This window comes from Paenibacillus radicis (ex Gao et al. 2016) (assembly GCF_014641555.1).
GTDB classification, from domain to species: Bacteria; Bacillota; Bacilli; order Paenibacillales; family Paenibacillaceae; genus Pristimantibacillus; species Pristimantibacillus radicis.
In genome coordinates this window covers 387,307-407,623 of the sequence record NZ_BMHY01000005.1, presented here as the reverse complement: position 1 = coordinate 407,623, position 20,317 = coordinate 387,307, and the positions used below count along the sequence as shown (strand labels likewise).

The following is a 20,317-nucleotide window of genomic DNA, read 5'->3' as shown; positions in this document are numbered from 1 at the left end:
GGGGGTTCGTTGCGTTCATGTAAAATCTGCTACGTTCTATCTGCCGCGGATCATCGTAATGACACAAGTTCCTTTCACGTTTGGTGTCGATACGGAAGTCACCGTAATCGTAACAACCCGAGGGGTCAGGTCATTGTAGACATTAAAGTCGTAAAAGTTATATCTATTGCCGAAGTTGGCATCCGTCAGCCTATCATTGGCGCCGATGCTGTCATGGCTCCAAGTAATTCCTTCTGTCTTCATTTCTACACCGAATTGGTCTTTTACAACTGCCTGCATCGTGATATGCGACCCCGGTCCCGTGTATCCCGGAAGTATATATAGGCTGCTTCCTGAGACAATGTTGACGTCGATGCTCGTTACGATTCTGACTACCAAATGATTCAGTGCGTCGTTAAGGGCAACGACTTTCGTCGCCTTCTCGCCCAGCGTCGTTTGCGGCAAAGCCAGTGCCGTTTGCAACGCACTCCAACTGGAAGCCGTGTATCTGACTTCCACCAGCGGGCTCGCTGTATCCAGCGCTTCCTGCAGCGCAACGACGATATCCAGCGCGCCTTGCGCATTGTCGATTAGTACTTGCGATGCTGCCAATCTATTGACTAGCGCTGTTTTTGCCGTGCTGCCCAGCAGCGCCGTCACCAAGCTCGTTGCCGTCTCCTGATCCGATATCACTGAGTCGATGGTTCCTTGTGCGTCCGTGCCGTCCCCTATCATTGCCGCCGCTGCCGCCTCGACCGTGACGACTGATGCCGTCGCCGCAATGACGGCGTTCAGGTTGGTCTGTGCACCGTCGATCGCGGCTTGCACAACGGCTAATCTTGCGGCCAATGCCGTCTTCGCTGTACTGCTCGGCAATGCCGTCACCAAGCCCGATGCCGAACTCTTCTTCGCTTGCGCCGTATCGATGGCCCCTTGCGTATCTGTTCCATCGTTTGCGAGTCCGTTCGCTGTCGTCTCCGCGGTCACGACCGATGCTGTCGCTGCGGCTACGAGATTCACCGCATCTTGGGCATTATCGATCGTCGTTTGAACGGTCGCCAGCCTAGCTTGCAACGCCGTCTTCGCCGTGCTGCCCGGCAGGGCCGTCACCAAGACCGATGCTGCACTCTTCTTTATTTGGACCGCATCGACTGCATCCTGCGTATCACTGCCGTCGCCCAGCAGGCCGTTCGCTGCCGTCTCAGCTGTAACAATTGATGCCGTTGCTGCAATGACCGCATCCAGATTACTCTGCGCGCCAGTTATCTTCACTTGCACAGCGGCGATTCTGTCAGCCAACGCTGTCTTCGCGGTGCTGCTCGGCAAGGCTTCCACCAGGGCCGATGCCGCACTCCGCTTCGTCTGCGCCGCATCAATCGCGCCTTGTGTATCCGTTCCATCGCCGGCGAGTCCGTTGGCCGTCGTCTCGGCAGCCACGACCGATGCTGTCGCCGCGATAACTTCGTTCAGCTTCGCCTGCGCGCTGTCAATCGTTACTTGTACGGCTGCTAATCTGGCAACCAATGCCGTCTTCGCTGTACTGCCCGGCAGATTAGCCGCTAAGCCCGATGCACTGCCCTTCTTCGTCTGCGCCGCATCAATCGCGCTTTGCGTGTCAGTTCCATTGCCAGCAAGTCCGTTCGCTGCCGTCTCGGCAGTCACGACCGATGCGGTCGCCGCAGTTACGAGATCCACTGCAGCCTGAGCATCGTCGATCTTCGTTTGGATCGCGGTCAATCTAGCTTGCAACGCCGTCTTCGCCGTACTGTTCGGCAATGCCGTCGTCAAGCCCGATGCGGTGTTATGCTTCGCTTGCGCCGCATCGACGGCGCCTTGTGTATCACTGCCGTCGCCCAGCAAGCCGCTTGCTGCCGTCTCGGCCGCGACCACCGATGCCGTCGCAGCAATGACCGCATCCAGACTACTCTGCGCATCATTGATCTTTGCTTGCACCGCTGACAATCTCGCGGCCAATGCCGTCTTTGCCGTGCTGCTCGGCAACGCTGTTACCAAAAGAGCTGCCGCATCGTTTTTCGCCTGCACCGTATCAACGGTGTCCTGTGCGTCCGTGCCATTGCCGATCAGATTCGCAGATTCCCCTTCGGCAATGACAACCGATGCCGCCGCTGCGATAACGGCATTCAGGCCGGTCTTCGCACTATTGATCTTCGTTTGAACAGTCGCCAGCCTAGCTTGCAATGCCGTCTTTGCTGTGCTGCTTGGCAATGCCGTCACCAAGTCCGATGCCGTACTCTGCTTCGTCTGCACCGTATCGATCGCGTCTTGCCCGTCAGTTCCATCACCGGCAAGTCCATTAGCCGCTGTCTCAGCGGCTGCTGCCGATGCCGTCGCTTCGATTACATCCTCCAAGTTCGACTGCGCATCATGGATTGCAGCCTGCACGGCCGCTAATCTAGCAGCCAGTGCCGCCTTCGCCGTACTGTCAGGCAATTCATCTACCAAGTCCGATGCCGCACTCTGCTTCGTTTGCGCCGTATCGATCACGCTCTCCACGTCGGTTCCGTCACCTGCTAATCCGCCAGCAGCCGCCTCTGCTGCTGTTACTGACGTTGCTGCCGCAGCGACAGCATTCAAATTAGACTGCGCATCGTTAATCGTCGCTTGTACCGCGGCTATTCTAATGGCTAATGCCGTTTTCGCCGTACTATCCAGCAGTGCTGTTACCAAGGTTGATGCCGCACTCTGCTTCGTCTGCACCGCGTCAATCCCGCTTTGCGTATCCGATCCGTTGCCCGCCAATCCGCCTGCCGCCGTCTCCGCGGCGGCCACCGATGCCGTTGCCGCAGCTACCATATTCACGACATCCTGCGCATCGTCGATGATGTCTTGTACCGCAGCTATTCTAACGGCTAATGCCGTCTGCGCCGTGCTGCTTGGCAGTGCCGTCACCAAACCTGCAGCCGTACTCTGCTTCGTTTGCGCTGCATCGACAGTGCCTTGTGTATCGCTTCCGTCTCCCAGCAAACTGTTAGCCGCCGTCTCAGCAGCCGCTACCGAAGCTGTTGCCGCAGCGACGGCATCCAGCTTGGACTGCGCATCGTTAATCGTCGCCTGCACCGCGGCTATTCTAGCGGCTAATGCCGTCTTCACCGCGCTGCTTGGCAAAGCTGTCACTAAGCCTGATGCCGCAGCTTGCTCGGATTGAGCCGCATCGATGGCCTCTTGCTCGTCGGTGCCGTCATCTGCAAGTCCGCCTGCTGTCGTCTCGGCAGCCGTCACCGAAGCCGAAGCCGCGATAACAGCATCCCCGGCATTCTGGGCACTATCAATGGCCGATTGCACCGCTGCCAGTCTCGTTTCCAGTGCCGTCTTCACCGTGCTGTCCGGCAAGGCGGAGACCAATCCCGTTGCCGTATCCTGTTTCGTCTGCACCTCATCAATCGCGGTTTGCGTATCCGTTCCGTCTCCAATCAGTTCGTCTGCCGCAGTCTCAGCGGCGGCAACTGATTCAGCTGCCGTATGTACCGCATCCACGGCTTCCTGTGCATCATCGATGACATCTTGTACCGCAGCCAGTCTCGCTTCCAACGCCATCTTCGCTGTGCTGCCAGGCAAAGCCGCCACCAAGCCTGATGCCGCACTCTGCTTCACTTGCGCCGCATCGACAGCACCTTGTGTATCGCTTCCGTCTCCCAGCAAACCGTTAGCCGCCGTCTCAGCAGCTGCTGCCGAAGCCGTTGCCGCAGTAACGGCAGTCAGATCGGACTGCGCATCGTTGATGACAGCTTGTACGGCGGTCAATCTCGCCACCAACTCCGTCTTCGCCGTGCTGCTTGGCAACGCCGTCACCAGCACCGATGCCGCACTCTGCTTCGCTTGCGCCGCATCGATAGCCTCTTGCTCGTCAGTGCCGTCGCCTGCAAGTCCGCCAGCTGCCGTCTCGGCTGCCGTCACTGAAGCCGCAGCCGTGATAACAGCATCCAGATCGGATTGCGCATCGTCGATTTTAGCCTGTACGGACGCCAGTCTGGCTGCCAATGCTGTCTTCACCGAGCCACCAGGCAAAGCTGTCACCAACACCGATGCCGCAGCTTGCTTCGATTGAGCTGCATCGATGGCTGCTTGCGTGTCGGTTCCGTCGCCAGCCAGTCCATTAGCAGAGGCCTCCGCCGACACGACGGCAGTCGTTGCCGCGACTTCTTCCGCAGTTGGCGGCGTCGTGACCGGTCCAGTTGGACCAGTAGGCCCAGCAGGACCGGCCGGGCCTGACGTCGGGGCGGAGCCAATCAGTTCTCCTCCTACGGTCGCCACGATCCCGTCTTTGATTTTCAAAGCTGCTGGCTTATTTTCCAATGATGTTCCATCCGCATTAATTGCTGCATTGGCGATTTTGCCTTGCCCCACGACTTTCGTGAGCGCGTCCAGCACCAAATCAACGATGCTTGCGTCCTTGCCAAGCGTTAAATTCGTATTGGCAGCCGTTGGCGCAACATTCAATTGTTTGACCGAACCTTCCGGAATCGAAATGCGAATGCTTTGCGATAAAATATCGATTGTCTCGAATGCTCCTGTCAGAACAACTTCACTGCCAGCAGGCAGCAGTTTCGAGAGTGTAACCGTCTTAATACCGCTGCCCTTGGCACCCTTATATTCCACCTTCGCGGCGGATCGCAGCTCGATCTCCCGGATCGTCGTCGCACCATCCTCTACAACGATGCGAATGCCTCCGTTCTTCTTATCTACGATTACGTTCGCCAATACCGAATTCTCAAAATGGACGCTGTTCGCGCCCCCGCCCTCTATGTTCGTCGTGCCGGCTACGGTCACGCCTTGAAGGAAAACGTCCCCTTCGCCGATCCCGGCTCCCAGCAGCAAATCCCCCTTGATTGTGAGATTGCGCAGCGTAACTCCCGCGACCCCAATGACCACATTCCCGTCGATCACTTGTATCCCCTCTGCCGGACCATAGGTCCCCGGCTTATCATAAGCCGAAACAGGAACGTCTTTCTCTTTCAGCTTGAGCGCTTTGTCCAAAATAACGATCACTTCCGCGCGGGTTGCGGACTTCAGCGGCTGGAACGTCCCGTCTGGAAAACCGCCCATCACCTTCGCGTCGATAACCGCACCGATTGCACCTTTGCTCCATTCCGGGCTGTTCTTCGTATCCTTGAAGTTAAGATAAGAGTCCGAAGCCTTAAGCTTTAACAACTTCGCCGTAATGACCGCCAGCTCTTGGCGGCTAACTGCCGCTTTCGGCTTAAAGGTTCCGTCTTGGTATCCCGACAGATAACCTGCTGCCGCCGCTGCTGCGACGTCTTGATAAAACCAGTCATTCGTTCGGACATCCGTGAACTTTGACGCCAAACCGCCTTTAATTTCGAAGGCGCGATTAATGAGAGCGACGATCTCTGCCCGGGTGATCGTCTTATTCGGCTTAAAGCTGCCATCCTCATACCCGTTGACCAGTCCTCTCTCAATCCATGAAAGGATCGTCTCCTTCGCCCAGCTATTTGCGATGTCCGAAGGAACCTTCGCAAGAGCCAGTCCCGATGACTGGAATAAACATAAGCCCGCTAATACAACAACGATGAACCGCTTTACGGATTTTTTCAACATAGCACTTCCTTCTATTCAAGATTTTTCAGACTTGCCTGCCGGATACGTATCTTTGCCAAGAAGGATCGTATCATTGGGTTCAAACCGCCGTTACTGAAAATCATTTGATTAAAATTTTAAATCCCTGCGGTTAAATAGCGGTAAAATAGCCGTAAACCGCAGCTTTATTTCTACAAAAAAATACAAAAAGTATAATAGCCGTATCTTTAAAAGATAGAAAAATAAAAAGACCTGCCCAAGTATGGGACAGGTCTGTCGTTTATGCCGAGTATCTGGTAACCACAAGAACTCACTTATGATTGTCAATGTGATTTGTTCTTTTTAGAATGCTTCTTCTATTATTGTCCATGGAGATAAACAGACAGAATGCTCCAAGACCAATCAGAATTAATGTCGTTAGTGGAAACAAAACATTCATCTTCAAAAACCTCTCCGTCAATCAGTTTTAACAACGATAATCATTGTCATCATTGTAACTGATTTCTGCGAATAATCAATATCTGAACACAAAAAAAAGCATCCAATCGCCCTGCCTTGATATCTGGATAGGGCTGTTGGATGCTTGCTTAACAAATAGAACTATGGATACTCCATTAAACTGCTGTCACACTGTCACGCTGATGCAATAATCTCAATCCGTTAAGGATAACCAGAATGGTACTGCCTTCGTGTCCAACCACCCCTAATGGAAGAGCTATGCCCTGAATAAAATTGGCCCCTATTAAAAGGATAATAACGATCATAGCAAAAATAATATTTTGCTTGATGATCGCTTTTGTTCGTTTTCCAAGCTCAATGGCTTGAGCAATTCTTCCTATATCATCATTCATTAACACGAGATCGGCTGTTTCAAGCGCGGCATCGCTTCCCGCCACCCCCATGGCAATCCCTACCGTAGCGGTTGCGAGAGCAGGAGCATCATTAACGCCATCACCAACCATAGCAATTGTACCAAAGCTTTGCTTCAGTTCCTTGATCCGGCTAACCTTCTCTTCGGGCAATAAATTGGCATACACCAATTCAATCCCCAATTCTTTCGCAATGGCATGTGCGGTCTGTGTCTGATCGCCGGTTAACATCGCAACTTGAACGCCTGACTTTTTAAGCATGGCGACCGCATACCTGGCCTCGGGACGGATAGCATCGCCTAAGGCGATTACACCGGCAGCCCCCTGCGAATTATGCAGCACGGTTACGGTCTTCCCCTTACGTTCCAATCTGTCAATTGCTTCTGATAACGGCTCCGTTCGAAACTGCTCATCCAGAAAAGCAGGCTTGCCTATTTTCCACAGCTCTCCCTTCCACTGCGCTTGTATCCCCCATCCCGTAAGGGTACGAAAATCAGACGGGCGCTCAATCGCTGCCCCTTTTGCCTGGGCTTCCAGTACGATAGCTTTCGCTAACGGATGCCCGGACAGGCTTTCCAGAGATGCGGCAATTTGCAGCACTTCCGATTCATCATACCCTTGAAATGAAAGGATATCCGTGACAATAGGCTTTCCTATGGTCAGCGTACCCGTCTTATCAAATGCGATCGCTTTGACCGATGCGAGATTTTCAAGATGCGCTCCCCCTTTAAAAAGAAGCCCCTTTCTTGCACTGTTGGATATGGCCGACAGCATGGCAGGCATAATAGAGGCGACCAGCGCACATGGAGATGCGACAACCAGGAACACCATCGCTTTATAAAAGGTTTGCTCCCATGACGAATGGAAGAATAGAGGCGGCACAACGATCAACAGAGCGGAGATCAAAATGATGGATCTTGCATAGATGCGCTCAAATCGCTCCATAAACAGCTGCGATCCAGGCTTCTCGCTTTGCGCTTCCTGCACAAGACGAATAATTTTGGAAAACAGTGTGGATTCACTTAATTGCGTTACTTCGATGAACAACGCGCCTTGATCATTTAGTGTTCCAGCAAACACTTCATCGCCTGCACCTTTGTCTACCGGAATGGATTCGCCTGTAATGGAAGACTGGTTAACGGAGGATGATCCTTCACGTACAACGCCATCAGCTGGTATCCGTTCCCCGGGTTTGACCAATACGATATCGCCAACCGTCAAAGCTTCAATGGGTACAATCGTCTCTGCGCCGTCTTTGAACAGAACGCCGGTCTCCGGCTTCAAATCCATCAATGAAGATATATCACGGCTGCTCCGATCCATCGTATAGGTCTCTAAAGCTCCGCTAAGCGAGAAAATAAAAATAAGCAGCGCGCCTTCTGTCCAATAGCCGATGCTGGCTGCACCAATAGCTGCTACAAGCATCAGCAAATTAACATCCAGATCACGCTCCGCGATCAAAGTGTGCAGACCTTCTTTAGCCTTTACGAATCCGCCCACAGCGAAAGCGATCAAGTAGAAAATGACCGACCATTGATGAGATACAGTCCCTAGCTGCCAAGCAACCGCAATAAACACTCCGCTTGCTAAAGCGGCTAGACCTTCTCCGTAGCGGTCTAACCATTGTCTTCTTTCTTTGTCTTTTGTTGTGGAACGTTTAATATCCTGTTGTGTGGTGCAGCCTTCTGCTGTATGAAAAGCTGGGTTCATAATTTCCAATCCTCCTCATGAAAATGAATACCATTATTAGATCCCTTAAAACAGCACATGCTGCTCCTGTTAAGGAGCAGCATGTGAAACGAGAATGATTCTCGTTTTTCCTTCATTCAATTATTTTTCCTTTAGACAACTTTACGATAATAATTATAATCTGAGTATTAGTAAAAATAAAGCCTAAATTTTAATAATGAATGGTAAAATTATATTTTACCCGGGTAATATTGATTATTTAATTTTATCCGGGTATAATTAGCGAAGTAATCAGAGAGGTGGTCAGCATTTGGGGAATACCCTATACTGCACGGCATTTTCGGGTGTAAAAGTCGTCGCTAATGGTTCTTTACAGCACGTTGTGATCACAGTGAAGGATGCTCTGAATGATAGAGACCTCACACAACTACTTATATTTGATGATTCCACAGGGAAGCCAATCGATGTTGATCTCCGCGGGAATACAGATGATGTGCTCCAACGGCTAGAGGATCAGCTTGGCGACTCCGCCGGTACGGAAGAGAATCACCAGCCTGCGCGACGGGTCGGCCGACCCAAGCTGGGCGTTGTGTCCGGTGAGGTAACGTTATTGCCTCGGCACTGGGAATGGCTCAAGAGTCAGCCTGGAGGGGCATCGGTCACCTTAAGAAAACTCATTGATGAGGCTCGTCATGCTGGAGAACAACAAAGCACAATTCGGGCGTCTCAAGAAGCAGCCTATACCTTTATGACAGCTGTCGCCGGGGACTTCCATCAATACGAAGAAGCTCTGCGGGCACTGTATGCTGGTGATTTGGATCGTTTTTATCACTTTATCGATGACTGGGCACCTGATATCAGAAACCATGTCAAAAAATTAGCTGCCCATGCATTTCCTGAAGAGAACTTATGAATGAAAGCATATGCGGGCATAAAGAATTAACAAGGAATTGCGATAGGTAAATCAAATTGATGAATTTAGAGGAGAACATAATGATGAGCATTCTAAAAGTTAACGGTGTTGAATTGGCCTATGACAGCTTTGGCAACGAAAATGATGAGGCTATTATTCTGATAGCCGGTCTTGGCACCCAGATGATTCGCTGGACAGTTCCGTTTTGTGAGCTGTTAGCAGCGCGCGGCTTTCGCGTCATTCGCTTTGACAATCGAGACGTAGGCTGCTCGACGCATTTCAGCCATTATCCGGCGCTGGATTTTGAAGCACTGGCAGCTGCTCTCATGTCAGGAAAGCGTCCGGACATTCCTTACACTCTTGATGACATGGCAAAAGACGCTATCGGACTGCTTGACGCCCTTTCAATTGACCGGGCACATTTCGTTGGCAGGTCGATGGGCGGAATGATTGCCCAGGTTGCAGCCAGCGGGTACCCTGAACGGGTGTTGTCCCTCACCTCCATTATGTCCAGCTCGGGTAATCCAGCTCTTCCTCAAGCTTCCCAGGAAGTCATGGCGCTGATGACTACACCGGCACCGAATCCCTTCGAGGATGAGGCTGGATTTTTGGCGCACAGCATCTCTTTTGCCAAACGCATCGCCGGTACCGGCTATCCTTTTGAAGAGGATGCTTATCGCGCACTTATTCTAGAAGAAGTTCAGCGAGCCTACGATCCTGGCAGTGTCGGACGACAAATTGCTGCGATCGCTGTCTCCGGTGACCGCCGTCCGCGGCTGGCGACCATTAAAGTGCCAGCACTTGTCATTCATGGGTCCGATGATCCCCTGTTCGTTCCGGCGTGCGGCGAGGACACAGCTTCTGCTATCCCGGGTGCCGAGTTCATGTTGATTGAAGGCATGGGACATGACCTGCCGCACCAACTGTACGAAATAACCGCTGATGGCATAGAGCGGACGGCTCGCCGCAATTGACACGCAGTGTCAAATGGGACGAGCAGGTCTAGAACGATCGAAAAAGCGCCGGTCTCATGATAACATCATGAGCCGGCGCTTTTTTATAAGAATTTTTCCACACAGAAGCTTCATATTAAATCAAAGCAGACCTGCCCAAGCATCGGACAGGTCTGCCTTCTATTTATTTGATAGCCGCTCAGTATTGATTATAAATCCGGTACAAGAACACGGCAGCTTCTGCCCGTGTAGTCAGTCCTCTTGGATTAAGCTTATCTCCCGAGCCATTGACCAGACCCGCCTCCGCCAAGCCTGCCAGACTCAGCTCCGCATATGGAGCGATGTTGTTCCGGTCGTTGTAGACCTCCAGTCCGGCGGAAGATTGAACAGGCTGCAGTCCCTTGAACTTCTCCAAGGCACGAGCCGTTAATACCATCATATCCTGCCGTGAAATGTTCTCCTTCGGATGGAATTCATTTTTGCCGCTTCCCGTCGCCAGCCCCAGCTGCTTCGCAATTCCCAACGCTTCATAGTAATAGGCATTCGAGTCAACATCGGAGAAGTTGCCGTCAAACGTTGACGTCAGTCCCAAAGTTTTCACAAGCAGGACAAGGAAATCTGCTCTTGTGATACGAGCTTCCGGTGAGAAGGCTGCTGCCGATGTGCCGTTAATGATCCCTTTGGAGGCCATGACCTCTATTGAATGCTTAGCCCATTTGACGCTGTCCAAATCCCCGAAAAACTTTTGCACATAAGCCACAGCATAGGAGCTAAAGTGTGTTGTCACAAAGGTGACCGTTCCGCTCTGCGCGTCGTATCGGCCGCTAGGGATGGAAATAACGTTGCCTAGGCCGTCGATATACCAAACGACAATATGCTCCGGGTTATTCAACTCCTCGGCAGTCGGCTTGTATGGGATCGAGACTTTCACCGGTGCAGCCTGGTTGTTCCAGTTTATCGTTGTTCCATCGAGCGTCAGCGTCAGCTCCAGCAATGGCCGGTCGCCTATGGCCGCCGCCGCTGAAGCGGATAATCCGCTTTTATCACCCATACGTACCGAAATGGCTGCAACCTTTCCCTCGGTTCCCGCGATGCCTTGCAGCATGTTGGATGGAATGGCGATACTGCCTGCATGAGTGGCAAAGCTCAGCTCACCCTCCAGCTGCTTACTGGAAACAGATTGCGCGGCTACTTCAATGGTATAGATACTTACGCCGGGAATATTCGGCACCGTCAATACGGTCTTCTTTTTACCTGTGAAAATACTATCCGCCAGCGCTCCAATCGCTACTGTTGCATGACCTGCCGCTTGATCGACCTTTATCGGCAGCGTCGTTCCTGCGTCACCTGACACCGTAACCTTGTAGTCGATGGTTGGGCTGCCGGTTCCCGCTCCCGTTCCGCTTCCGCCATTCCCGCCATTACCATTGCCATTGCCATTACCGTTGCCGTTGCCGTTGTTTGGCTGAGACACGGTTAACGTAACCGTATAACGATCTGTGGAATCCGCAAATCCGTCATTAGCGGTGAAGACCAGCGTTACGATTCCAGCTGCAGTTGGCGAGTAGGAGTAGCTTTCTGCTGCCGCTATCGCTGAACCTCCGTTTACCGCTACTTTATAAGTGAGTGCATCATGATCCGCATCCTCAAAGATATCCCGCAGATTAAGCGAATACGTAGCATTTACGTTCAAAGCTGCTTCTGCTGCTGCGCCCGCATCTGCCCGGCGGACCGGTGCGGAATTCGCATTCACAGTCACAGTGACCGTATACGTATCCGCTGAATCAACGAATCCGTCATTGGTGCTAAAAACTAGGGTCTCACTCCCAGCCGCTATTGGCGTATACGTATAATTCTCATTTGCGGGTACCGCCGTTGCACCATTGATAGATACCTTGTAAGTCAATTCATCGCTGTCTGCATCCTCGAAAATAGCAGCCAAATCCACCGTATACGGTGTGTTCACTCTTACAACGGCCGCTGCTGTTGCATCTACGCCTGTCCGCCGTAGCGGAGCCGTATTGGCCTTCAGTTCTACTGTGTAAGTATCGGAAGAAACGCTCATTCCATCATTAGCCGCAAAAACTAACGTCACGATTCCAGCTGTTGTTGGCGTATACGTATAATTTACGGCTGCAGCTATCGCTGCCGCACCATTAATGGATACCTCATAGGTTAATCCATCGCCATCCTCATCTTCAAAAATCGCAGAAAGATCAAGTGTATAGGGTGTATTCACCATCACAACCGCTTCCGTCGCTGCCTCTGTGTTTGATCCCCGAGCGGGTGCTAGGTTGACTGTAAGTTGAACGGTATACGTATCGTCAGACTCATCTTCCCCATCATCTGCAGTAAAGACTAGTGTAACCACACCTGCAGTCGTTGGCGTATAGGTATATGCTCTATTTGCAGCTACAGCTGCGGCACCGTTAACCGATACACTGTAGCTTAATGGATCTCCATCGACATCTTCAAAGATTGTCGCCAAATCCAGCGAATAAGCGGTACGGATTGTAACTTTAGCACTTGCCGTTGCATCAACCGACGCTTTGCGGTTTGGCTTGTTGTTTGGCGCTTCAATTACGGTTACTACAAAATTTTTAATCCGAGTCTGACCACCAGAAAAACTTATCGTTGCAGTCAGTGTGACCTGATGATCGTCATCCGCCGCCCTTGTCACCTTACCCGTAGCGGGATTAATCAAACCGCTCTGCGACACGCTCCATGTAATGGCTGAGCCTGCTGCCGCCCCGGTTGTTGGCAAAACAAGGTTCTCCGTGACTTGGTTTGCCGCACTATTCGAACCTTTGATAGAGTCCCAAGTTAAGCTCTCGTAATCATAATGAGTTGCTTCGTTCGCTGTATAAGGCTGCCATTGAAGTGAAGGATACGCATATCCTTCGGCAATTCTCCATACACTGTTGAAATCCCACGTGGCGAAGGTCGATTGCTGCATCAAAGCAGCAGCATCTTTAGGAGTGCCCCCTTGTGACACAACTCCCCCCGTACTATAAAAATAGCTGTTTGAGACACTGCCTACAGGCTTATACCCGATTAGACCGCCGTTGGCATCTGTCCCGCCGCTTGCGCTCGCCGTGCTATAGCTGTTCGTGACATCCCCGCCCTGACTGATGCCGACCAGGCCGCCAGTGAAGACAGCTCCGTTACCCAGCACATTGCCTGTGCTATAACTGTCGCTAATCAACCCGCCAAATTTGTAGCCGACTAGACCGCCAGCAATTCCTCCTGGACCGATTTCCACATCGCTTGTACTGAAGCTTCTGCTGATATCGCCAAAATTCCTGCCCGTCAAACCTCCTACAACGCCGTTAGTGGTCCCAACCACCTTCCCCGTGCTATAGCTGTCATTGATAACGCCGCTGGCTAGATTGGAGGCACTCATACCACCACCGGAAAAAGCATCCCCGCCCGTTACCGTACTGCTGCTCCTGCTGCCCGATATCGTTCCTGTATTCGTTCCGGTGAGACCACCAGCATAAGAGCGAAAATAATTAGTTACCAATGAGCCGCTCGTATGGCTATTCTTTATAGATCCAGCATTCGTCCCTGCTAAACCGCCAGCAATCACATCATTACCGCCCCCAGTGATCGCCGCTTGACTCGAACTGCCTTCGATGATCCCTTCGTTCAGGCCAACCAATCCGCCAGCATAGTTAGTCGATGCCGCCTGAACTGAACCTTTGCTGTAGCTATCCGTCACCTTTGCATTTGCATTCACAATCCCGGCTAGACCGCCAACATATGCATTCATGCCTGTTGAAGTCGTATTGAAATCGATCAGGCTGATGTTTTTCAGTTCAGCTCCGCCAGCTAAAGTCGAAAACAAACCAAGGAATTGATCCCCCGAGTTGATTGTCATGTTGTAAATATTAAACCCGTTTCCGTCATAGCTGCCGCTGAAACTCGCCAGCGGTGTCCAGCTTCCCGACAAGTCAATATTTCCTGTCTGCTGGAAATAAGCGCCTGGACCCGGTATCGTCACATTGCGCAGTTCTCTGGCACTTGATATTTTATAAGGATTCTCCAATGTGCCTTCTCCGCCTGAGAAGTTCTCCGTATCTTCTTCCGCATGTACCGTTGAAGGTATGCCGGTCCCAAAAATAATGCCAGCGATCATGCTGAATACAATGAGCATCGCTGTCGCTTTGTTCCACCTTTTCGTAATCATAGTACAGCCTCCCGTTTACTCGCTTATCAATTAAATTATAGCGGGACACGATAAAAGAATAATAAAAGAATTTAGCGAAAAACATGAAAAAACGCGCAGCAGTAAGGCTTTGCGGTTTTTGAAGAGTAATATATTTCTTTATGGATTATCCTCTTGTATCCATATCGTTCAACTTCGATTCTGAGAAAGTCAAACACTGATTCTAGCTTTAAAAATAAAAATCCCTTCCGGGCAACGAAAGATGTTGTCAGGAAGGGATGATATACTATACTGCTATTGCTCGGGATATTTCTGCTTAGATCAGATCTGATGATTGCAAAAGTCTTTGAATAATGGTCGCTACCTCAGCTCGGGTAATGAATGCCTTCGGCGCAAGCTCGTTAGCGCTTCGTCCAGATACAAGGCCAGCCTGTACGTTGTCTGCCACGCTGTTGTATGCCCAGCCGGATACTTTGGATGCATCTCCAAACGGACGAAGTGTAGCATCTGCCGATTGTTCAGACAGCTTGCCGTTTAGTCCCGTAATCGTCATTGCTCTGGAGAGAATCGTCATCGCTTCTTCTCGAGTAATCTTATCGTTAGGACGGAACGTTCCGTCCTCGAACCCTTTAATCAATTGATACTCATAAGCTGTGTTGACTGCGCTGCTGAACCAGTCCGACGTTTTCACGTCAGAGAACGCCGTTGCGTGTCCATCCAGCTTCAATCCCAATCCGCGCACAAGAATAGCTGCAAACTCGGCTCGGGTGATATCGCGGTCAGGGCTGAACAGACCGTTGCCTGTACCACCAATAACCATTCGCGATCCCATGTCATTTACCGCAGCTTTCGACCAATGCTTCGCGACATCGGCGAATTCGATTGGATGCCATACCACAGAGTACGTGCTGTTGGTTAAGCTGTTAATCTGAGCATAATACTTGCCATCAATTGAAACGATCTTAGTCGGCACATGGCGTACCGTTCCATCCGGCTCCACTACGACACCTGTCGTAATTTTCTTCGGGTCAACTCCGCCCGGGATGGCAATGGTTCTTTCCATATAGGCGTTGAACTTCGATACTTCAACACTTGTATCTCCGTACGTAGCTCTGATCGTAAATTCGACCGGCGGAACCACAAGCGTGAATGTACCATTCGCTGCCGCATTCTCAACAACCTTCAACGTATCCGCCGTCGGTGCGGCGATTTCAATTTGCACTTTAATGTCTTGAAGGGCAATTGATTGGCCCAGCTTATCCGCTATTGCACCGATTTGGATTTGCTCAGCAGGAATCGTGTATGTCGCATTGTCCGTCTTAATCACTACAACAGCTTGCTTGTTCTCCATGCTTTTAACCATCTGACCGTTGAGCTCGCCAATTACGACATCCGACTTCGTACTAACTGGAATTACAACTACAGCACCTTTACCTTCTGCTGCGAGTTTATCCTCCAGTTTCTTCTGATCGACGGATATCGTCAGAACGTTCTGGCCGTTTCGCGTGCTGGCAGCAGCCGTTCCCGCATTTTCTGCTTTACCGTTAATAATTACTTCTACACCATTGTTAGGCTTATCTGGTGTCGTAGGTATACCCGGCGAAGGCGTACCGCTACCCCCGCTTGATACCGGTACAACAGCATTGGATTGTGCAGATGATGTACTTGATCCGGCTGCATTAATCGCTTTTAACGTAAAGGTGTAGCTGGTACCATTGTTTAAACCCGTAATGACAATCGGACTTGATGTTCCAGACACAACTATATTTCCTGGAGACACCGTCACCTCATATCTCGTAATCGGACTGCCGCCGTTGTCTGTTGGAGCTGTAAACGTAATGGTGACTTGTCCATCGCCCGCAACTGCCGTCACATTCGTCGGTGCTGTCGAGACGGTTGCTGGTGTTGCGCTTGCCTCATTGGACATTGCTCCCAAGCCGCCTGCATTACCGGCCTTCACTACAAAATAATAGGTTGTACCGTTTATGAGGTTATGAACGTTGTAAGTGGAAGAAGTAACTGTCGCAATTTCTTCTTCAGTAAATTGGCCTGAGGCCGTCGACATATAAATGTTATAATACGCCGCTCCCTCTACCGTACTCCAATTGAGAGTAGCCTGACGATCGCCTCCGGCAGCTGTCAAACTCTGCGGATTAACAGGCGTATCTGGCAAACTTACAGCTTGCGTGACCGTAAATGTTACAGGAGTCATGCGATCCGCCGATACCGTGACCGTTACGGTGTATGTGCCTACAGGCAAGCCGTCCTTCGCCCCAACCGTAAAGCTTGTTGATTCACCACTTTCTAAGGCAGAATCCGGCTGTGTGATCACAAAATCATTAGCATTTGCGCCGCTCACCGATACCGACAAATTGGTCAAACTGCCGGAGCCCGTATTCATGACGGGAATGGTTCTGACTTCTTGAGTACCCGGTGCGTATTCCTCAATAAGTGCTGTTAACGTTTGATTCGTGAGAGCAGCAATCGTGTAAGTCGGCGCTGCCGTTACCGTGATTGTTGCCGTTCCTTTTTTGCTGCTGTTCACGGTCGATGTTGCCGTGATCGTATAATTACCTGGCTCAGCATCCGCTGCTGCCTGCACGTTGCCTGTGCTGTCCACCGCCACATTGGCGTTGTCGCTGCTGGTCCACGTCACCGTCGTCGCAGCTCCGCCAACTGCAACTACCGTTGCCGTCAGCTGCCTGCTCCCTCCTTGCACTACACTTGAGCTGCTTGGGCTCACGCTCACGCTGTGAATGGCAGGTGCTGCCGTTACTGTGATCGTTGCCGTTCCTTTTTTGCTGCTGTTCACCGTTGACGTTGCCGTAATTGTGTAATCACCTGGCTCAGCATCAGCCGCTACCGTCACGTTGCCGGTATTGTCTACCGCTACTTTAGCATCGCTGCTCGTCCACGTAACCGTTGTCGCTGCTCCGCCAACCGCAACTACCGTTGCCGTGAGCTGCTTGCTTTCTCCTTGCATCACGCTCGCACTGTTTGGACTGACAGCCACACTGGTGATTGCAGGTGCTGCTGTCACCGTGATCGTCGCCGTTCCTTTTTTACTGCTGTTTACAGTAGATGTTGCCGTAATTGTATAATCACCTGGCTCGGCATCCGCTGCTACCGTCACGTTGCCGGTAGTATCTACCGATACTTTAGCGTCGCTGCTCGTCCAAGTAACCGTTGTCGCTGCTCCGCCGACCGCAACTACTGTTGCCGTCAACTGCTTGCTTTCTCCTTGCATTACGTTTGCACTGTTCGGGCTCACGTCCACGCTGGTGATTGCAGGAGCTGCCGTCACCGTGATCGTTGCTGTTCCTTTTTTGCTGCCGTTCACTGTTGATGTTGCCGTAATCGTGTAGTCGCCCAGTTCAGCGCCAGCCACTACCGTTACATTCCCGGTATTGTCCACCACCACATTGGCGCTGTCACTGCTTGTCCACGTTACTGTCGTCGCTGCGCCGCCAACCGCAACTACTGTTGCTGTGAGCTGCTTGCTTCCTCCTTGAACCACGATCACGCTGTCAGGACTGACACTCACGCTAGTGATTGCAGGAGCTGCAGTAACCGTGATTGTCGCCGTTCCTTTTTTACTGCTGTTCACGGTAGATGTTGCCGTAATTGTATAATCCCCTAGTTCGGCATCTGCTGCTACTGTCACATTACCGATGCTGTCCACGGACACTTTAGCGTCGCTGCTCGTCCACGTCACCGTCGTCGCTGCTCCGCCAACCGCAACTACCGTTGCAGTGAGCTGCTTGCTTCCTCCTTGAACCACACTTGCGCTGCCAGGACTGACGTCCACACTGCTAACGGCAGGTGCTGCCGTTACCGTTATTGTGGCCGTTCCTTTTTTACTGCCGTCCACTGTTGATGTAGCCGTGATCGTATAATCGCCTAGTTCGGCATCTGCCTCAACCGTTACATTACCGGTATTGTCCACCGACACTTTAGCATCACTGCTCGTCCATGTTACTGTTGTCGCTGCCCCGCCAACTGCATCTACCGCCGCCGTGAGTTGCTTGCTTCCGCCCTGTACCACGCTTGCACTGCTTGGGTTAACATCCACGCTGTTGATTGCAGGTGCTACAGCCGCCCACTCCGCATACAGCGTCACATTCGTGGTTCCCATCTCCATGTAAGAGCCTGGGGCGTATCGCGTTCCGGTTCCGTCTGCCTTCGTATTCCAGCCCTCGAACGTAAAGTTTGTTTTAACCAGATTTCCCGTATTGTTAAGCAAGGCCACCGGATCTCCCTGCTCATATGCCACATTGTCGACCGGTACACTGCCCGATGTTGATCCGTTAGCATTATAGGTCACGGTGTAAGTCGTAAATGGCTCTGGTGTGGTCTGCAGTATCGTTCCTGCACCACCTGCCGCCATAAATGCGCCTCTTCCGTAGGTGATGCTAAATAGACCTTTCCCTGTTCCGGTCGTACGGCTCACCCAGTTTAATCCATCAGTGGAGGTGAACATAAGCCCAAGGTTACCCGACGCCGCATATACACCATTTCCGTAAACGACGCCTCTTAGACTATTCGAATTGCCGCTCGTTCGGCTCGTCCAGCTCACTGCATCAGTGGAGACCAATATCCTTCCACTGGTTCCCACTGCAATATACTTGCCGTTTCCGTAGATAACACTGTATAACGTGTTCGTAATGCCGCTCGTTTGCTTGATCCAGTCCACTCCGTCTACAGAGGTCAGAATCACTCCAAAGTCCCCTACAGCCATATACATGCCGTTTCCGTAGGTAACAAAAAGCAGATTACTCGTAATGCCGCTTGTTTGGCGCGCCCAGTTCGCTGCGTCATTGGAGGTCAGAATCACTCCCGTGTCGCCAACTGCCACATACAAACCGTTTCCGTAAGTAACACTATTTAGCGTAGTTGTTGTGCCGCTTGTTTGGCCCGTCCAGTTCGTTCCATCACTGGAGGTTAAGATAACTCCATTAGCCCCCACTACTACGTACTTGCCGCTTCCGTAGACGGCTCCTTTTAGCGAATTCGTAACACCGCTTATTCGGCTAGTCCATCCCGTTCCGCTGCCGGAGGTCATAATCGTTCCCATGTCACCTACCGCCACATACAATCTGTTTCCGTAAGTGACGCCATTTAGCGTATTCGTCATCGGATTCGCCACAATCGTCCAGGCCGTTCCATTTGAAGTGGTAAAAATTTTCCCGCTTTCACTTAACGCCAAAAACGTGTTATTGACGAAGCGAATACCATTTATGCTGCTAAGACCGCTATTTTGAGAGGCCCAGGTCGTTCCATTGTTAGAGGTTAAGACTTTTCCGCTAAAAATATCTGTTGCCACGAATGTACTGTTTCCATAGGCAATATCATATAAGCCGTTCGTAACACCACTCGTTCTTTTCGTCCAGGTGGTTCCATTAGGAGTAGATGTCACAATCGTCCCAGATCCGCCCGCCACTACAAACATGCCGTTACCAAAAGTGATGCTATTTAGATTATCCGTGGTACCACTCGTTCTTTTCGTCCAGGTTGTTACATTGGTGGCGGTCATAATAAACCCTGCATTCCCTGTCACCACATACGTGTTGCTGCCTCCATAAGTAACATTATTTAAACTTTCCGTAGTATTACTAGTTTGCTTCGTCCAGCTCACCCCGTCGCTGGAGGTCAGGACCGTTCCACCTGTACCTACCGCCACGAACAAGTTATTCCCAAAGGTAATACTGCTTAGAGCCGCTGAAGAGGTACTCGCTCGGCTCGTCCAGCTCACACCGTCGCTGGAGGAAATAATCGTCCCGCTGCCCCCTACTGCCACAAACGTATTATTTCCGAAAGCGACACCAGTAAGATCCATGACAGCGCCACTCGCTCGGCCGGTCCAGTCCAACCCGTTACTAGAGGTTGCTACCGCTCCATTTCCCCCCACTGTCACATACGTTGCTTTTCCGTAGGCAACATCATGTAAATAGTCACCTGCAGGTACCGGATTGCGGATATTCCACTCATCAAGAGGAGCTGCAGAAGCATACTGAGGAATAAGGGTTGCAAATAAAAGTAAAACCATAACTATTGATATCCACCGTTTGATCATGATCGGTTCTCACTCACTTTCATGCTGATGTACACTACTGTGAGATTATAACTGCAGTGATGTTGCAAAATTGTTGCAAAACAAAAAGGAACCCGCTTCGGATGGCAGGTTCCTTCT

The 20,317-nt window shown here is 51.3% G+C and carries 6 protein-coding genes; 2 read left to right on the top strand and 4 right to left on the bottom strand.

All coding sequences use genetic code 11. The features are described from left to right. Window positions 1–36: 36 nt before the first annotated feature. On the bottom strand, window positions 37–5,556 hold the full coding sequence (locus IEX98_RS15825) for an S-layer homology domain-containing protein (protein WP_188890164.1): 5,520 nt from the start codon (window positions 5,554–5,556) through the stop codon (window positions 37–39). 593 nt (window positions 5,557–6,149) lie between these two features. Next, window positions 6,150–8,114: a heavy metal translocating P-type ATPase gene (locus tag IEX98_RS15820; RefSeq protein WP_188890163.1), complete on the bottom strand. Its 1,965-nt coding sequence runs from the start codon at window positions 8,112–8,114 to the stop codon at window positions 6,150–6,152. Between the two features lie 289 nt (window positions 8,115–8,403). Here IEX98_RS15820 and IEX98_RS15815 point away from each other — a divergent pair, with 289 nt between their 5' ends. Together IEX98_RS15815 and IEX98_RS15810 are read left to right on the top strand one after the other, a co-directional pair. Beyond that, on the top strand, window positions 8,404–9,006 hold the full coding sequence (locus IEX98_RS15815) for a DUF2239 family protein (RefSeq protein WP_188890162.1): 603 nt from the start codon (window positions 8,404–8,406) through the stop codon (window positions 9,004–9,006). An 83-nt stretch (window positions 9,007–9,089) separates the two neighbouring features. Continuing rightward, the gene (locus tag IEX98_RS15810) at window positions 9,090–9,980 is read left to right on the top strand and encodes an alpha/beta fold hydrolase (RefSeq protein WP_188890285.1); all 891 of its coding nucleotides are present in this window, start codon (window positions 9,090–9,092) and stop codon (window positions 9,978–9,980) included. A 178-nt stretch (window positions 9,981–10,158) separates the two neighbouring features. On the opposite strand, the gene IEX98_RS15805 is transcribed toward IEX98_RS15810, so the two are convergent. Together IEX98_RS15805 and IEX98_RS15800 are read right to left on the bottom strand one after the other, a co-directional pair. Next, window positions 10,159–14,148 (bottom strand): S-layer homology domain-containing protein, encoded by a 3,990-nt coding sequence (locus IEX98_RS15805; protein WP_188890161.1) that lies wholly within the window; start codon window positions 14,146–14,148, stop codon window positions 10,159–10,161. 295 nt (window positions 14,149–14,443) lie between these two features. After that, a complete protein-coding gene (locus tag IEX98_RS15800) occupies window positions 14,444–20,173 on the bottom strand; it encodes an Ig-like domain-containing protein (protein ID WP_188890160.1) in 5,730 nt (1,909 codons plus the stop codon). Window positions 20,174–20,317: the final 144 nt, after the last annotated feature.

What these genes read in the sequence shown, in the direction of transcription:
- IEX98_RS15825 (WP_188890164.1), bottom strand. Translation starts at nt 5,556, where the DNA reads ATGTTGAAAAAATCCGTAAAGCGGTTCATCGTTGTTGTATTAGCGGGC.
- IEX98_RS15820 (WP_188890163.1), bottom strand. Translation starts at nt 8,114, where the DNA reads ATGAACCCAGCTTTTCATACAGCAGAAGGCTGCACCACACAACAGGAT.
- IEX98_RS15810 (WP_188890285.1), top strand. Translation starts at nt 9,090, where the DNA reads ATGAGCATTCTAAAAGTTAACGGTGTTGAATTGGCCTATGACAGCTTT.
- IEX98_RS15805 (WP_188890161.1), bottom strand. Translation starts at nt 14,148, where the DNA reads ATGATTACGAAAAGGTGGAACAAAGCGACAGCGATGCTCATTGTATTC.
- IEX98_RS15800 (WP_188890160.1), bottom strand. Translation starts at nt 20,173, where the DNA reads ATGGTTTTACTTTTATTTGCAACCCTTATTCCTCAGTATGCTTCTGCA.